The sequence below is a fragment of the Saccharospirillum sp. HFRX-2 genome (assembly GCF_043196805.1).
In the GTDB taxonomy this organism is placed as follows: Bacteria; Pseudomonadota; Gammaproteobacteria; order Pseudomonadales; family Natronospirillaceae; genus Saccharospirillum.
Window position 1 is genome coordinate 76,288 of the sequence record NZ_JBEBMU010000004.1, and the last position, 14,352, is coordinate 90,639.

The 14,352-nt window shown below is 57.3% G+C and carries 11 protein-coding genes; 6 read left to right on the forward strand and 5 right to left on the reverse strand.

Annotation, left to right across the window (positions count from 1 at the left end):
* Positions 1-747, reverse strand: coding sequence for an outer membrane lipoprotein-sorting protein (locus ABMA60_RS10360; protein ID WP_392802504.1), 747 nt, complete (start codon positions 745-747; stop codon positions 1-3).
* Positions 748-918: 171 nt separating this feature from the next.
* Here ABMA60_RS10360 and lnt point away from each other — a divergent pair, with 171 nt between their 5' ends.
* From lnt to ABMA60_RS10385, 5 genes are all read left to right on the forward strand, one after another.
* On the forward strand, positions 919-2,457 hold the full coding sequence (gene lnt / locus ABMA60_RS10365; RefSeq protein ID WP_392802507.1) for an apolipoprotein N-acyltransferase: 1,539 nt from the start codon (positions 919-921) through the stop codon (positions 2,455-2,457).
* Positions 2,458-2,798: 341 nt separating this feature from the next.
* Positions 2,799-3,602, forward strand: a complete 804-nt coding sequence (locus ABMA60_RS10370; RefSeq protein WP_392802510.1) for an ABC transporter ATP-binding protein — start codon at positions 2,799-2,801, stop codon at positions 3,600-3,602.
* On the forward strand, positions 3,589-4,293 hold the full coding sequence (locus tag ABMA60_RS10375) for an ABC transporter ATP-binding protein (protein ID WP_392802513.1): 705 nt from the start codon (positions 3,589-3,591) through the stop codon (positions 4,291-4,293). Before ABMA60_RS10370 ends, ABMA60_RS10375 begins: the two co-directional genes overlap by 14 nt.
* An 18-nt stretch (positions 4,294-4,311) precedes the next feature.
* Positions 4,312-5,304, forward strand: coding sequence for a branched-chain amino acid ABC transporter permease (locus ABMA60_RS10380; RefSeq protein WP_392802516.1), 993 nt, complete (start codon positions 4,312-4,314; stop codon positions 5,302-5,304).
* Entirely contained in the window at positions 5,304-6,569 is a 1,266-nt protein-coding gene (locus tag ABMA60_RS10385) for a branched-chain amino acid ABC transporter permease (protein ID WP_392802518.1), read from the forward strand. Before ABMA60_RS10380 ends, ABMA60_RS10385 begins: the two co-directional genes overlap by 1 nt.
* A 60-nt stretch (positions 6,570-6,629) precedes the next feature.
* Here ABMA60_RS10385 and ABMA60_RS10390 read toward each other — a convergent pair whose 3' ends face one another.
* On the reverse strand, positions 6,630-7,553 hold the full coding sequence (locus ABMA60_RS10390; RefSeq protein ID WP_392802521.1) for an AraC family transcriptional regulator: 924 nt from the start codon (positions 7,551-7,553) through the stop codon (positions 6,630-6,632).
* Positions 7,554-7,654: 101 nt separating this feature from the next.
* Here ABMA60_RS10390 and ABMA60_RS10395 point away from each other — a divergent pair, with 101 nt between their 5' ends.
* Complete coding sequence (locus ABMA60_RS10395; RefSeq protein WP_392802522.1) at positions 7,655-8,404, forward strand: SDR family oxidoreductase; 750 nt, start codon at positions 7,655-7,657, stop codon at positions 8,402-8,404.
* A 221-nt stretch (positions 8,405-8,625) separates the two neighbouring features.
* Here the strand turns inward: ABMA60_RS10395 and ABMA60_RS10400 are convergent, their stop codons facing one another.
* From ABMA60_RS10400 to ABMA60_RS10410, 3 genes are all read right to left on the reverse strand, one after another.
* Positions 8,626-11,097, reverse strand: coding sequence for a kelch repeat-containing protein (locus tag ABMA60_RS10400; RefSeq protein ID WP_392802524.1), 2,472 nt, complete (start codon positions 11,095-11,097; stop codon positions 8,626-8,628).
* 316 nt (positions 11,098-11,413) lie between these two features.
* Positions 11,414-12,634 (reverse strand): ABC transporter substrate-binding protein, encoded by a 1,221-nt coding sequence (locus ABMA60_RS10405; protein ID WP_392802526.1) that lies wholly within the window; start codon positions 12,632-12,634, stop codon positions 11,414-11,416.
* 190 nt (positions 12,635-12,824) lie between these two features.
* Positions 12,825-14,309: an alpha/beta fold hydrolase gene (locus ABMA60_RS10410; RefSeq protein WP_392802529.1), complete on the reverse strand. Its 1,485-nt coding sequence runs from the start codon at positions 14,307-14,309 to the stop codon at positions 12,825-12,827.
* Between the last annotated feature and the right edge of the window lie 43 nt (positions 14,310-14,352).

Below are 14,352 nucleotides of genomic sequence, written 5' to 3' on the forward strand. Positions count from 1 at the left end.
CTAATTGCGTCGCCGCAGGTTTTGCAGCGTGAAGAAGCCGTCGTCGAGATCGACGTTAAAGTCGAGCTGTTGATACTCAACTTCGGTGTACTGGCCGTCTTTATTGAGTGGCGTCAGCGTCATCGTGGCGGGTAAGGCGGTACCGTTAAAATCGGTGACATTAGAGAAGGTCATAACGCGCATCTGCTCGCCATCTTCATCGAAATAGCGTTGTTGCAGCGGCAGCAGGCTGGCTTTGTCGATGCTCAACGTCATGCCACCCCAGACGGTGACGGTGTTCTCGAAGGGCGTTAATTGCAGCTCGTAGGTGTCAGCGGTTTCACTGAGAGAGACGTCGTATTCTTCGGACCAGGAGGTGTCGCGCATCAGGTCGTCGTTGGTGAAATCCGAGCCCATCCAGGAACCCATCATCATCGATGGCGGCACCTTCACCACCTTGTTGATCTTGGGCAGGAAATTCCACATTTCGGTATCGCGCTGCAAGGTCGCCACGCCGCGCTCGCGGACGGGTTCGAGCACCTTTACCAGCGCATAGTCCAAACCCAGCGACCAGCTTTCCAATTGCATGGTGCGTTGGTAATCCGGCGTCACCACCGTCATGGTCATAATGGCGTGAGCGGAATTCTGCTGGTAAAGGGTGTCCATGCGTTCCAGCAATTCGGTGGCGCTGGGACTGTCTTCTGCCTGGACAGACAAAGCGATCAGCGTTCCCAGCAACGTTAACAACCTTAACAACAATGGCTTCATTCGAATTCCCTGAATAGCGCAGTGAGCGGCCAGACTAGCACGGTGCCTGGGTAAGATTAATGACCAACATCAAGCGACCGATTAACCAAGCCAGCTTCCAACAACAGCGACTTTAAAACGCCCTCGGCTCAGGGCATGATGCGGGCCTCGTTTCGCGGTTTAGGAGCCGCCATGCCGTCCGCCCCCCGCTTCGCTGGCCTGATAAAAACCGCCACTCATCCGCGTGTTTTACCCTTATTGGCTCTGTGTTTTGGTCTGTTACTGCCACTAGCGTTAGCGCCCTTTTATTTGTGGCCACTGGCCTGGTTGAGCATGGCCGGGTTTTTCTGGGTGGTGCACCAGGCGCGCACTAATCGCCAGGCATTCTGGCTGGGTCTGTGTTTTGGCGCCGGCCTGTTTGGCCTGGGTATTTCCTGGGTCTATGCCTCCATGCGCACCGTTCACACTGGCGTGGTTCTGTCGGTGTTGATGACCTCCGCCTTCTGCTTTGGCTTTGCCTTGCTGTCTGGCTTGCAAGCCTGGCTCTATCACCGCTTCCTCGCTGGCCGGCCCGGCGCCTTGAGCCTTGGCGCACCGGCACTCTGGGTGCTGTTCGAATGGCTGCGTTCCTGGTTGTTTACCGGCATGCCCTGGCTGTTGGTCGGCTACTCACAAACCGGCACCTGGTTCGGGCAGCTGGCGTCGCTGGTCAGTGTCTATGGGTTGAGTCTGGCACTGGCGCTGGGCGCTGCTCAGTTGACACGCCTGGTGGTCGTTGGCCGTGCCGCACGCTGGGGAGTGATCAGCGCTGTGGTGCTGACCTTAGTTGCCTTTGGCACCGGAGCGCTCTTACCGGCCGATTCCTGGACCGAATCGACCGCTCGCATTCGTGCCGTGGCGGTGCAGTCCAATATCGCCCAGACCGAGAAATGGCGTTCGGACATGCTGCGCCCAACGCTCGATTTCTATGGACGTCAGGCCGGCCTGCACGCCGATGTCGATCTGATGCTGTGGCCGGAAGCAGCGCTGACCGCGCGTCCGGAACGGCTCTCGACCTACTTGAGTCAACTGGATCAGTTGGGGCTGGACCGCAACCAGGGCATCGTCACCGGCATCATCAACAGCGAGGACGGCCGCTACTTTAACAGCCTGCTCGGCTTCGGTACGGCGTCCGGCGAATACCGCAAACAGCATCTGGTGCCCTTCGGCGAGTATCTGCCGTTCGAGGCGCAGCTGCGCGGCCTGATCAACTTCTTCAGCATTCCGATGTCGACCATGTCGCCGGCGCAAAGCCCGCAAGGCACCCTGCCCTGGAACTATGCCGGGCAGACGCGTCAGCTGGCGCCGGTGATCTGCTACGAAGCCGCCTACCCTGGCTTAGTGCGCCAACTGGCGCGCGCGTCGGACTTGCTGATTATGGTCAGCAACGACGCCTGGTTTGGCGACTCGCTGGCGCCCCATCAGCATCTGCAAATCACCCGGATGCGCGCCATTGAAAACGGCCGCGACATCGTGCGCGCCACCCAGAACGGCATTTCCGCGCTGATCAACGCGCGCGGCCAGGTGTTGCAGCGCAGCGCTCAGTTTGAGATTGCCGCTGTTAAAGGTGAGGTCGAGCTGCGTCAGGGCATCACGCCCTATCAACGTTTTGGCGGTCAGGCCTGGCTGCTGTTGCCGCTACTGATGCTGGCGTTGTGCTGGCGGCCGGCCAAAGGCACCGAGACCGAGTGAAACTTTTTGTGCCGGGCCCGAGATAGCGGCCTGGCGCGTTCATTTCCCCGCCCGAAACGTGTAGAATCGCCCGGATTTTGATCGGCCGTCGTCAATCGCTGATCCCGGCTGCGAAAAACACCTGAAAAAGAGGCGTAAGGTACCACCGAAGCGCCCGGCGTCCTCACTGACGCACTAACTTTGCAAAATCTCGAGCGTGCCACTCCAGTGTGCCGTGCATGGCCGTCTGCTTTTGCCTCGGCGAAGCGACCTTGCTGCACCGGCCTGGATATCAGTGCACGCCCATCAGAGCGGCCAGTCGCCGAAGAGCGGCGGCCAACCCAAGAAATGTGGGAGGGTTAATGAGTTCCATCATTGACGTCAGCGGTGTTTCGAAAGCCTTCGGCGCGCTGCAAGTCATCAACGACTGTTCGATCAGTGTCGAGAAAGGTTCCATCACTGGTTTGATCGGCCCCAATGGCGCTGGTAAATCGACACTGTTCAACCTGATCGCCGGGACCTTTCCGGTCGACAGCGGTCGCATCACCCTGGACGGCGAAGACATCACCAACCTGCCGTCCCAGCAATTATTCGACAAAGGCCTGTTGCGGACTTTCCAGATTGCCCAGGAATTCAGTCATCTGAGCGCTCTGGAAAACCTGATGATGGTGCCGCCGGAACAGCCGGGCGAAAACATCTTCAACACCTGGTTTCGCCCTGGCCTCGTCGCCGCCCGTGAAGCCGAGGTGCGCCAAAAAGCCATCGATGTGATCGACTTTATCGGCCTTAGCCACGTGCGCAACGAACTGGCGGGTAACCTCTCTGGCGGTCAGAAAAAACTGCTGGAACTGGGCCGCACCATGATGGTCGATGCCAAGGTGGTGTTACTCGATGAGATCGCCGCCGGTGTGAACCGCACCCTGCTCAAAGATCTAGTGCGCAACATTCAGCGCCTGAACGAGGAGATGGGTTACAGCTTTTTGGTCATCGAGCACGACATGGATATGATCGCCGAGCTCTGTGATCCGGTCATCGTGCTGGCGCAAGGCAGTGTCATGGTCGAAGGCACCATCGAAGAAATTCAGAACAACTCCGCCGTCATCGAAGCCTATTTCGGCAGCGACCCCACCGAGCCGACCACCGGAGCATCCAATGGCCCTGCTTGAAACCCATAACATTTTCGCCGGTTACGGCGGCATGAACATTCTCAATGGCGTCAATATGAGCATTGAGCAGGATGAAATTGGTGTGATTGTTGGCCCCAACGGTGCCGGTAAATCGACCACGCTGAAAGCCATCTTCGGTTTGCTCAATATCAACGACGGTAACATCAGCCTGCGCGGTGAAGACATCACCAACAACGCCCCCGATGCGCTGGTGCGCAAAGGCATGGCCTTTGTACCGCAGGAACACAATGTGTTCGTCAGCCTGAGCGTCGAAGAAAACCTGGAAATGGGCGCCTTCACGCGCAAAGACGACTACAGCTACATGCTCGAGCGCGTCTACTCCTTCTTCCCGGATTTAAAAGACAAACGCCGCCAACCGGCCGGTGAACTCTCGGGCGGTCAGCGTCAGATGGTCGCCATGGGCCGGGCGCTAATGGTCGAACCCAGCCTGTTGCTGCTGGATGAGCCGACCGCTGGTTTGTCACCGCTTTATATGAATGAAATCTTCGAGCGGGTGATTGCCGTGAACGAAAGCGGTGTGGGTGTGTTGATGGTGGAGCAAAACGCCAAGCAAGCACTGCGCATTGCGCACAAGGGGTTCGTCTTGGCCGCCGGCCAGAACCGTTACACAGACACCGGCGCCAATTTGCTCGCCGACCCGGAAGTCGCGAAAAGCTTCCTGGGTGGTTGAGGTTACAAGGAGTCCGTTTTGAACGAGCTGATTTTTTTCATCAATTTCGTGCTGATTTCCGGAGCCGTCATCGGTTCCATCTACGCCATCGGCGCTATCGGTGTGACGCTGATTTTCGGCATTCTGCGTTTCGCGCACTTTGCCCACGCCGACATGATGACCATGGGCACCTTTCTGGTTCTGGTGCTGACGGCGTTATTCCCGGCGGTCGGTCCGGCCATCGGTTTGCCCACCGCCTTTGTGATGATGCCAGTCGCCATGGCCGCCACGGCAGTCATCGCCATCGGCCTCGATAAAGCCTTCTACAAACCGCTGCGTGAAAACAACGTTAAGCCAGTGGTGATGGTAATGGCGTCGGTCGGTGTCACCCTGATGCTGCAAGGCCTGATTCGTTTCTTCGCCGGCACCGGCACCCAGAGCCTGTACATCGACGATCGCAAAAGCATTTTCAGTTTTGGTTTGACCGAAGCCTCGGAACAAATCGTTATCACCGAACCGCAAATTCTGCTGTTCCTGTTTACGATTTTCGCGGTCGTCGCGCTGCATTTCTTTTTGAACCGTACCCGCTTGGGTAAGGCGATGCGCGCCATGTCCGACAACCCCGATCTGGCTCGTGTGTCCGGCATCAACACCAACACCGTAGTTGGTGTCACCTGGGTGATTGCCGGTGCCCTGGCCTGTGCGGCCGGTACCTTGTTGTCGCTCGATGTCACGCTGAAACCCGACCTGTCCTTTATGATTCTGCTGCCCATTTTTGCGGCGGCCATCGTCGGTGGTGTAGGTCATCCTTACGGTGCTTTAGTCGGCGGTTTTGTGGTCGGTTTTGCCGAAACCCTGGCAGTATTCAACTGGGCCATTTTGCTGCGCCCGCTGGAAACCGCCTTCGGTTGGGATCTGCCGGCCGACCTGTCGTTCGTTCCAACTGAATACAAAATCACCATTCCGTTCTTCATTCTGGTCGCGATTCTGGTTTGGCGCCCGACCGGCATCCTGAAAGGGAAGGTCCTGTAATGAATCAATCCGAAAAGAATCTTTATCTGTTTGGCGGCCTGGCGCTGATTCTGGTGCTGGTGTTCGCCTTTATGGGCGCGCCGTTCAGCATTCGTCTGCTCGCCGAAGCCGCTTGCTACGCCATTTTGGCACTGGGCCTGACCATTCAGTGGGGCTACGCCGGTCTGTTTAACGCGGGCATCATGGGTTTTGTCGCGCTTGGCGGTTATATGTCGGTGTTGCTCGGCTTCCCGATCAACGACGACTTCTGGGCCACCGACCTGCCCGGCCAACTCGGCGGCGTTGCGTTAAAAGCGCTGTTAGTTGTGGCTGTGGTCGTCGGTTTGACCCAGTTGAAGCGTTTCGGCGTACCGAAAAAACTCGGCGCCTGGCTGAGCATTATTGTTGGTTTGCTGGGTTATTTGTGGATCAAAATTTCGCTCGACCCGGTGGCCTCGGCGATTGAATCTGAAGCCGGTTTTATCGGCGGTCTGGGCTTGCCGGTCTGGCTCGGTTGGTTGATTGGCGGTGCTTTGGCCGGCGCTGTGGCTTATTTCATCGGCCATATCTGTTTGGGTCTGCGTTCGGATTATCTGGCCATTGCCACCCTCGGTATTGCTGAAATCATTAAGGCGTTTTTGAAAAATGCCGACTGGCTGACCCGCGGCACCTTAACCGTATCGCCGATTCCCTGGCCGGTTCCCGGCCCGGCGGACATTGGTTTTATTGGTGCGCGGGCGGCTTATTTGTCGCTCACGGCGGTGATCATCGCGCTGTTGTTCTTCTTATTGCACCGGGCTTACAACGCACCCTGGGGCCGCACCATGCGTTCGATTCGCGACAATGAACTGTCGTCGGCCGCCATGGGCAAAAACGTCAACGGCCGTCGCCTGGAAGTCTTCGTCTTGGGCTCGGTGTTGATGGGCATTGGCGGCGCCGCCTTGGTGACCTTTAACGGCATTTTCGACCCAAGCGGCTTTATGCCGTTGAACCACACCTTCTTGATTTGGGTAATGGTGATTCTCGGTGGTCCGGGTAACAACCTGGGCACGCTGTTTGGCGCGGTGTTTGTGTACGTGGTTTGGACCATGTCCGAACCCGTCGCTTTGCTGTTGATCGACCTGGTGCGTCACCTGGGCGATGCCTGGTTTGGCTGGCAAGCCCCGAGCGATCTCGACAGCCGTGCGCTGCAAGCGCGGGTTTTTGTGATCGGGCTGATCATTTCACTGGTGTTGCGTTACGCACCCAAAGGTTTGATCCCCGAACAGGTGAAACACCACACCTGAGTAAAAAAATGCCGTTAACAAAGCCACCTTCGGGTGGCTTTTTTATTGCCTGCTGCAAGTTCAAATTGCGCTCAAATGGTTCGCCACCGACGCCTGATAATGCCCCGGCGAACACCCCACGTAGCGACTGAAAGCCACGCTGAAAGCACTGCCCGAGCCATAGCCGACCTTGGCAGCGATAGCGGCGACGCTGTCGTGGCCGGCGCGCAGATAGGCTTTGGCCAGGGACATACGCCAGCGTTTTAAATAACTCATCGGTGGCATGCCGACCCGTTCGATAAAGCGATTAAAAAACGCCGAACGCGACAGCGCTGCCTGGGCCGCGAGATCGGCGACACTCCAGTTGCGTTCAGGCGCGTCGTGCATGCTGTGCAGTGCCAGCGCCAGGCGTTCATCCGCCAGGCCGTTGAGCAGGCCGGAGGAAGTTTCGGTTTCCGGCGCGCTGCGCAGCGCTTCGATCAACAACACCTGCAGCAGATGCTCCAGCACGCGATCGCGCGCCGGGCGCTGGTGGCGTGCTTCATCGCGCACCAGCTGGGCCAGATGGCCGAGCCGGCTGTCGCCGCGCACCACTACTCTATCCGGCAATAACGGCAGCAGCATGTCGCTGTCGGTGGCGTCGAACTGGCAGTAACCGATCAGTAACTGGGTATCGACGGGCTGGTCGGCTTCCCCGACACGAACGTGGCCGGCCTCGCCGGCCACCAATACCGGCTGGCTTTCCAGCTCGGCCGGGGCCGCGGGTTGCTGACTCGACATGGCAAAAGACAGTGCATCGGGCACCAGCACAAAATCGCCGGCGTGCAGGTCGAGCGGCGGGCGGCCGTCCAGTTCCAGGCGACTGCCACCGCTCAACACCAAACCATAAAAGGCTCGGCCGACATCGTTGCGCCGCACCCGCCAGGCACCGGCGGCATCGACCTGTTTGGAATAGGGCACCCGGGGTTGCAACAGCTCGATCACCTGTAAAAAGGGGTCGATCATAAAAAGACTATCTCTAATACAAACCGTATTTTTGATTATAGATAGTTTAGTTGCGGCGGTCGACAATAACGACGTCACTCACCACTCAGGACACCAACCTTATGAAAACCGTCATGATTACCGGCTGTTCCTCCGGCTTTGGCCGCGACGCCGCCGCTTTCTTTCTGCAACAGGGCTGGAAGGTGATCGCCACCATGCGTGTGCCCCGCCAGGGCGTTTTACCAACATCCGAACAGCTCACCATTTTGCCGCTGGACGTTACCGATGCCGATTCCATTGCCCGCGCCGTCGAGGCCGCTGGCGAGGTGGATGTGCTGGTCAATAACGCCGGCATCGGCTGGATGGGCCCGCTGGAAGGCACTGCGCCGGAAATGGTGCGCGAGCTGTTTGCCACCAACACCTTTGGCACGATGGAAATGATCCGCGCTTTGCTGCCGCAGTTTCGTACCCGTGGCAGTGGCGTCATCATTAATGTGTCGTCCAGCACCACGCTGAAAGCCCTGCCCTTGCTGTCGGTCTATACCGCCAGCAAAGCGGCCGTTAATGCCTTTACTGAGAGCCTGGCGCTGGAGCTCGCCGATTTCGGCATCCGCACCCATCTGGTGTTGCCCGGCCAGGCGCCGGAGACTCAGTTCTCGGCCAATGCCCGGCCGCGTATGGCAGCCGCCGGCAGCATTCCGGAAACCTATCAGACCTTTGCCGATGGCGTGTTTGCGGCGCATTCAGCAGCGGCTTCGGGCGAGGTAACCCGCATTGAGGATGTGACGGCGGCGATCTGGCGCGCGGCGACACAAGACGACTGCCCGCTGTGGCTGCCCGCTGGTGCCGACTCGGTGGCGCTGGCCGGATAAAGCAACGGTGTTTAAACCAACAGCGGTTCAATCGCCGTGACCCGTCCGAAAATAGGTTGATGGTTTTAATCAAGCCAGTTGCGCCCAGTAACTGGCTGTTTTATGCGTTCGTCCACGCACATCGAGCGCTGGCATCCGGCTCAGTTGAGACGCCTCACGCAAAAGCAATGCCCATAAAAAAGGATGCCGAAGCATCCTTTTTTATCAGTTTGAAGTGGACGTTATGGCTTTGGCCGGAACGCGTTTTTCAGCAATAACTGCCAGTCTTTGCCGTCGGTGGATCGCCAGATTTGGTTGTCCTCTCCATCATTGCTTTCACCGCCGATTAACAACAGTTGCGATTGGCTACTGGTATTGTCGGCGGTCGGATAAACCACCACTTGATGACCCTCACGGCCAGAGAAAGCGGCTGCATCTGTTTCCTTCTGCCATTCAACGCCATTGGTTGACGACCAGACGTCACTTTTCCGATCTCCAGCGATCAGCCAAAGCCGTTCGCCTTCGCCGTCCTTCGCATCGTAGGCTACGACCTGAAGACCTGAGCGCCCTGAAAAGCAAGCATCATCCGGGCACTGTGAGTGACGCAACTCCCAGTCTTCGCCATTCGATGAAAACCAGACATCTCTGTACTTACTTTGGCCACTACCCCCGCCAATCAACCACATCTCTTTGCCGTCCACATTGTCGTCGCCGTCAAAGACCACCAGTTGATGAAAAGAGCGACCGCTGAACATATTAGGCTCCGAGTCATTAGCTTTCTTCTGCGACCAGTCTGTGCCATTGGACGAAGACCAGACATCATTCAGGTAATTTCCGTTATCATCTTCGCCACCCACCAACCACAACTGCTCGTCAAACACGACCACCTGATGACCAAAACGCGCCGAGAAGCAGTTAGCGGTGCAGTCTCGCTGGGTCCATTGAATGCCATCGGGCGACGACCAGACCTCATTGAGCTTATGTTCATCGGCGTCCTCACCACCAATCAACCAGAGTTTCTCCTGCTGATCGACCGGGTCTGTAAACACCACCAACTGATGACCTTCGCGGGGTGTGAACAAGCCTTCTTCAGGATCACTGTTAACGGCGGTTTGGCGCGTCCAATCGACGCCATCGATGGACGACCAGACTTCGCTCTTACCCGCCGAGTGGCCCACCATCCACAACCGTTCACCGTCGCCACTATCAAAAGCCACAGCCTGATGCCAGGCCTGCGGTGAAAAATCGGCGTAGGGGCTTTGATAAACCCAGTCGTCGCCGTTTTCGGTGGACCAGGTTTGATTGCCGATGCCAAAACCGCCTATCAGCCAAAGTTCGTTTTGGTCATCGTGGTTGGCATCGGCGACGAGCAGTTGGTGTTCGGCGACCGGGCTAAACGGAACAGCGGGATTGTTGTGTTGGGTCCAGCCAGTGCCATCGGACGAGGACCAGACTTCGTTGAATCGGGTGCCACTTTTATCTTGACCTCCGACCAGCCAGAGTTGTACGCCCTTACCGTCCCCAGCATCAAAAGCCGCAACTTGGTGAAAGTAGCGTGCGCTAACGGGTAAATCATTACGGCGAGTCCAAGCAATACCATTACCTGACGACCAAACTTCACTGTTGACAAAAGTACCACTCCCATCTACGAAGTAGTACCCGCCAATTAGCCACATTTCCGGGTCACCATCACGGTCGCCGTCGAATACCACTAGCTGGTGCCTTTCCCGATAGTAGAACAACATCTTCGGATTTTGCGGATCGGTGTTCTTCAACTCCTTCTCTTGGACCCAGTTAACTCCGTCGATTGATTTCCAGAGATCATCGAATGTCCAGTCGGCGCTGTCGGAATGGCCACCCAACAACCACAACTCCGGCTGCCCATCCTGGTCAGAATCAAACACCACGACCTGATGACGAGATCGGGAAGAGAAACGCTGGTCGTTCTGGATCGGATGTAAGGTCCAGTGAACTGCGTCTGTTGAGGACCAGACATCGTTGCGGTCGCTACCACCAATCAACCAAAGTTGCTCACCCTCTCCATCCCGCGCATCGAACACCACCACTTGATGCCCATTGCGCCCACGAAACAGCGCTGTCTCACTAACATCACCCGCATTGACCGAACGGTGCGGCACCCAAGTCCGCCCATCGGTGGAAGACCAAAGGTCGTGCTCACCGTCAGAGAAATAACCCCCCACCAGCCAAGACCGATCCCTGAAATACACCACTTGGTGGGAGCCTGTGTTTGGAAAACGCTGCGCATTCAGTTCGGTCACATAGTCGCGTCCATCGGTTTGCAACAGTGCGTAGCTGGGTGCTGTCAGGCTGATATTGTCGTCATTCTCGACGCTGAAGGGCGTGGTTTTGGGGAACTCCAACTTAGAGCAAAGCTCATCCAGACGGTTTAGACATTCCGGATCGCTGTAGGTATAGAGTTTGGTGTTATGACCGACGATCGAACCGGTGAGTGTGAGCTGGTTATTGCGTTGTTGCGAGCCGTCCTCCGCCTGCTTGTCTGGCCCTACCCAAACGCTGAGTTGAAGGTCGTCTACAACAGGACCAGGGCCTTGATTCGTCGGCGCGCTGCTGGAACCGGAATCACAGGCGGCTAAGCCTGCCACCAGCCCCACTGAGACGAACCAATGTATAAAAAGACGAAACCGGCCGCTGCTTACCTGGCTGGCTAGCTGGCTGATTGCCAAAACGTTCATAAGACCATCCTCTGGTTTATGGATTTGAAACGAGCGGCCTGACCGCTCTGGTGTGCGAGGATTGTCGAATGACCGTTTATATAACGCCATTTTATTGGCGTTATATAGTGTGAATTACGTCATATTTTTGACATTACGCTATCGTAATAGCGCATCCGCGAGGTTTTTAGAGATTGGGCATGGAGGCCGAGTGTTTAGACGTGCGGGGGTGACTGAGGCTCGTTACCCAGGGAGAAATGCGTTTGAAGACAGGCAGACACATCATAAAAAAAGCCGGCACTGGGCCGGCTTTCTTATTTTAAGCAGTTCGCGTTGATCAGTTACCTGCGCGGCCCACTTCGACGAAACGACCACCACGGACGGTCATTTCAACGATCACACCCGGGACGTCGCCGTTGGCATCGAACTCGTGGGAGCCAGTGGCACCTTCGTAGTTGATGTCAGCACCTTCAGCCAGCAGGGCTTTGGCTTTTTCCCATTCGCCAGGCAGGATGACTTCACCCGGAGCAGTGGCGATGTCGCGCAGTGCAGCGCTCAGGCCTTCACGGCTGTTGCCGTTTTTCTCGATGGCCAGCGCCAGCATGAAGGCAGCGTCGTAAGCTTGACCGGCGAACACAGAGTTCGGATCGAAGCCAGCTTCTTCAGCCTGGGCAGCGAACAGTTCGGCACCCGGCAGTTCCGGAGTACCCGGACGAGTGGCGATCATGCCAGCCAGAACGTCAGCACCGACCGCGGACACCAGAGCGTCACCGACCATGCCATCTGCACCGACGTAAGTGCTGAAGGCACCGCTTTCGTATGCCTGACGCAGGATGGTCTGACCAGAGCCGTCGGCGTAAGCCAGTACAACCAGGTTTTCAGAGCCGCTGCCAGTCAGTGAACCGATTTCAGCGCGGTAGTCCGCTTTGCCGTCTTCGTGCGCCAGGTTGGCAGTGACTTCACCACCGTTGGCTTCGAAGGCTGCTGCGAACGCATCTGCCAGGCCTTTACCGTAGTCGTTGTTGACGTAGGTCACAGCGGCGTCTTCGATGCCTTTGCTGATCAGCAACTGAGCCAGTACTTCACCCTGATAAGCATCAGACGGCGGCGTACGGAAAACCAGATCGTTGTCGTCCAGATCGGTCAGCGCCGGCGAAGTGGAAGCCGGAGAAATCATCACCACGTTGGCCGGAACAGCAACGTTGTTGGCCGCAGCGATGGTGGCGCCGGAGCACAGAGCACCAACGATGGCAGTAACGCCTTCGGTGTTAACCAGACGGTCAGCGCCGCTGGTGGCAACGGAAGAATCGGCACAAGAAGTGTCGGCACTCGGCATCAGCAGTGTTTCGCCATCGAGGATACCGCCTTGGGCATTCACTTGAGCCACAGCCAGTTCAGCGCCGGAAAAAATCGGCGGGGTCAGGCTTTCAATCGGACCAGTGAATCCGCCCAGAAAGCCAATTTTGACTTCTTGCGGACGTGATTGCTGGACGAAAACAACGGCCAGAACAATCACAACGGCGACCACAATGGCGCCAATGGTAAGTTTTTTATTCATGAGTCTCTCTCGCAAAAGGTTGGTCATTCCCTAGAGGTTACCTAAGGGACGGACCCCGCCATGTTGCGGAGTTTTGTAAAGAAAAACAAGGGGGCTGGCGGCTCTAGCGCGGGCTTCCTACCGGGTTTTGAACACCGCTATGAAGCCCGTCGCATTTCTGCGTTAAACAGGGCCAATGTAAAGGTCAGACTTAATGGGTAAAAACGCCCTGCTGCAAAAATTCAATCACCAGAGCGCGCACTTCCCGGTCACGCATAATAAAGGTATGGCCGGCATCGACCAGACGAAAACCATCGGCTTCGCTTAACCGAGCGCTATCGACCGAGACTTTGCCATCGTGTTCGCCTTCGAACAGAAAATTAAACCAGGGATCGCTCGAACGAGTGCCGGTGATGATGCCAGTGCGCGCATCAATCGGTGCCAGACGATTCACCAGCGACTGATCATTGGTTGCCAGCGCGCCGGCGGCCGGACCCATCAACCACTGAAACCAACCTTGGTCACCAAAGGCATCGACGATTTCGCTGCCATGATTGGGCGGGCTCAACATCACCAGGCGACCGTCGCCAGGCAAGGAACGAAACTGCAAGACATAGCGCGCTAAAATGCCGCCCATCGAATGGGTGACCAGATGCACGCGCTGATAACCGCCCTGCTCCAGACTGTCCAAGGCATTGGCCGCATAGCCGGCCAGTTGCGGCAAACTCTGCTGACGACTGGGGTAAGCCTGATTGCAAGTGACGTAGCCGGCGGCGCGCAGATCACCGGCCAATGCATTCATCGAACCTTCACCACGACCGAGGCCGTGCAACAGCAACACGACTTCTGCGCCCTCGCCTTCGGGTTCACACAGTTCATCCTGCGGCGGCACCCAATAGGCGGCGTCGATGCGCGCTTCACCGGCGTTGATGCGCCAATCCAGATGCGGCCCGGTGGAGCGACCGGTGGTGCCGATGGCGCCGATCTGATCACCCTGTTGCAAGCGCTGCCCGACTTCGACATCCAGCCGCGACAAATGCAGGAAGGTCGACGATAAACCGGCGCCATGATTCAACATCACTGTGCCGCCACTGAAATACAGATCGGGCTCGGCCAGGGTAATAACGCCACCGGCGGGCGCGCGCACTGGCGTGCCGGTTGGGCGCGCCAGATCAATGCCCCAATGCGGCTGACGTGGTTCGCCATTTAAAATACGTTGGCTGCCATAAACACCGGAAATGCGACCACGGACTGGCCAGATAAACGGCTCGCGCCAGGCATCGCTAACAACGATTTGCGCTCTGGCCAGGGCGGCCTTTTCGGCTTCGGCAATGATGCGATCGATCACCTGCGGCGGCGGATCAACCCGGTTGGGATCGAGGCCATCGACGCGCTGAATATTGAAATCGCGTGCGGCGATCTCGGGTTGGAAATGCTGGGTGTCACCGCTGGCCAGGGTAATGCTTAATTGTTGCGCGCCTTCGCTGTCGCGCTCGAACGGCAGCAGATAATAACCGTCGCTATCAACGGCAATGTCCACACCATTAAACACCACCCGACTGCCCGCTTCGGTGTGGCCAATAAAGAAACCACCGCTGACCCAGGAACCATAACCCGATGGCAGTTGCGCGGCCGACACCGCCAGGGAACAACCCCAAACCATGACGCAGCTCAGTAACCGAGCCATACCTTTCATACCTGCGCTCTTATACACTTTGGGCACAACTTCCCCTTCTTGT

What these genes read in the sequence shown, in the direction of transcription:
- lnt (WP_392802507.1), top strand. Translation starts at nt 919, where the DNA reads ATGCCGTCCGCCCCCCGCTTCGCTGGCCTGATAAAAACCGCCACTCAT.
- ABMA60_RS10360 (WP_392802504.1), bottom strand. Translation starts at nt 747, where the DNA reads ATGAAGCCATTGTTGTTAAGGTTGTTAACGTTGCTGGGAACGCTGATC.
- ABMA60_RS10375 (WP_392802513.1), top strand. Translation starts at nt 3,589, where the DNA reads ATGGCCCTGCTTGAAACCCATAACATTTTCGCCGGTTACGGCGGCATG.
- ABMA60_RS10390 (WP_392802521.1), bottom strand. Translation starts at nt 7,553, where the DNA reads ATGATCGACCCCTTTTTACAGGTGATCGAGCTGTTGCAACCCCGGGTG.
- ABMA60_RS10405 (WP_392802526.1), bottom strand. Translation starts at nt 12,634, where the DNA reads ATGAATAAAAAACTTACCATTGGCGCCATTGTGGTCGCCGTTGTGATT.
- ABMA60_RS10410 (WP_392802529.1), bottom strand. Translation starts at nt 14,309, where the DNA reads ATGAAAGGTATGGCTCGGTTACTGAGCTGCGTCATGGTTTGGGGTTGT.
- ABMA60_RS10370 (WP_392802510.1), top strand. Translation starts at nt 2,799, where the DNA reads ATGAGTTCCATCATTGACGTCAGCGGTGTTTCGAAAGCCTTCGGCGCG.
- ABMA60_RS10385 (WP_392802518.1), top strand. Translation starts at nt 5,304, where the DNA reads ATGAATCAATCCGAAAAGAATCTTTATCTGTTTGGCGGCCTGGCGCTG.
- ABMA60_RS10395 (WP_392802522.1), top strand. Translation starts at nt 7,655, where the DNA reads ATGAAAACCGTCATGATTACCGGCTGTTCCTCCGGCTTTGGCCGCGAC.
- ABMA60_RS10400 (WP_392802524.1), bottom strand. Translation starts at nt 11,097, where the DNA reads ATGAACGTTTTGGCAATCAGCCAGCTAGCCAGCCAGGTAAGCAGCGGC.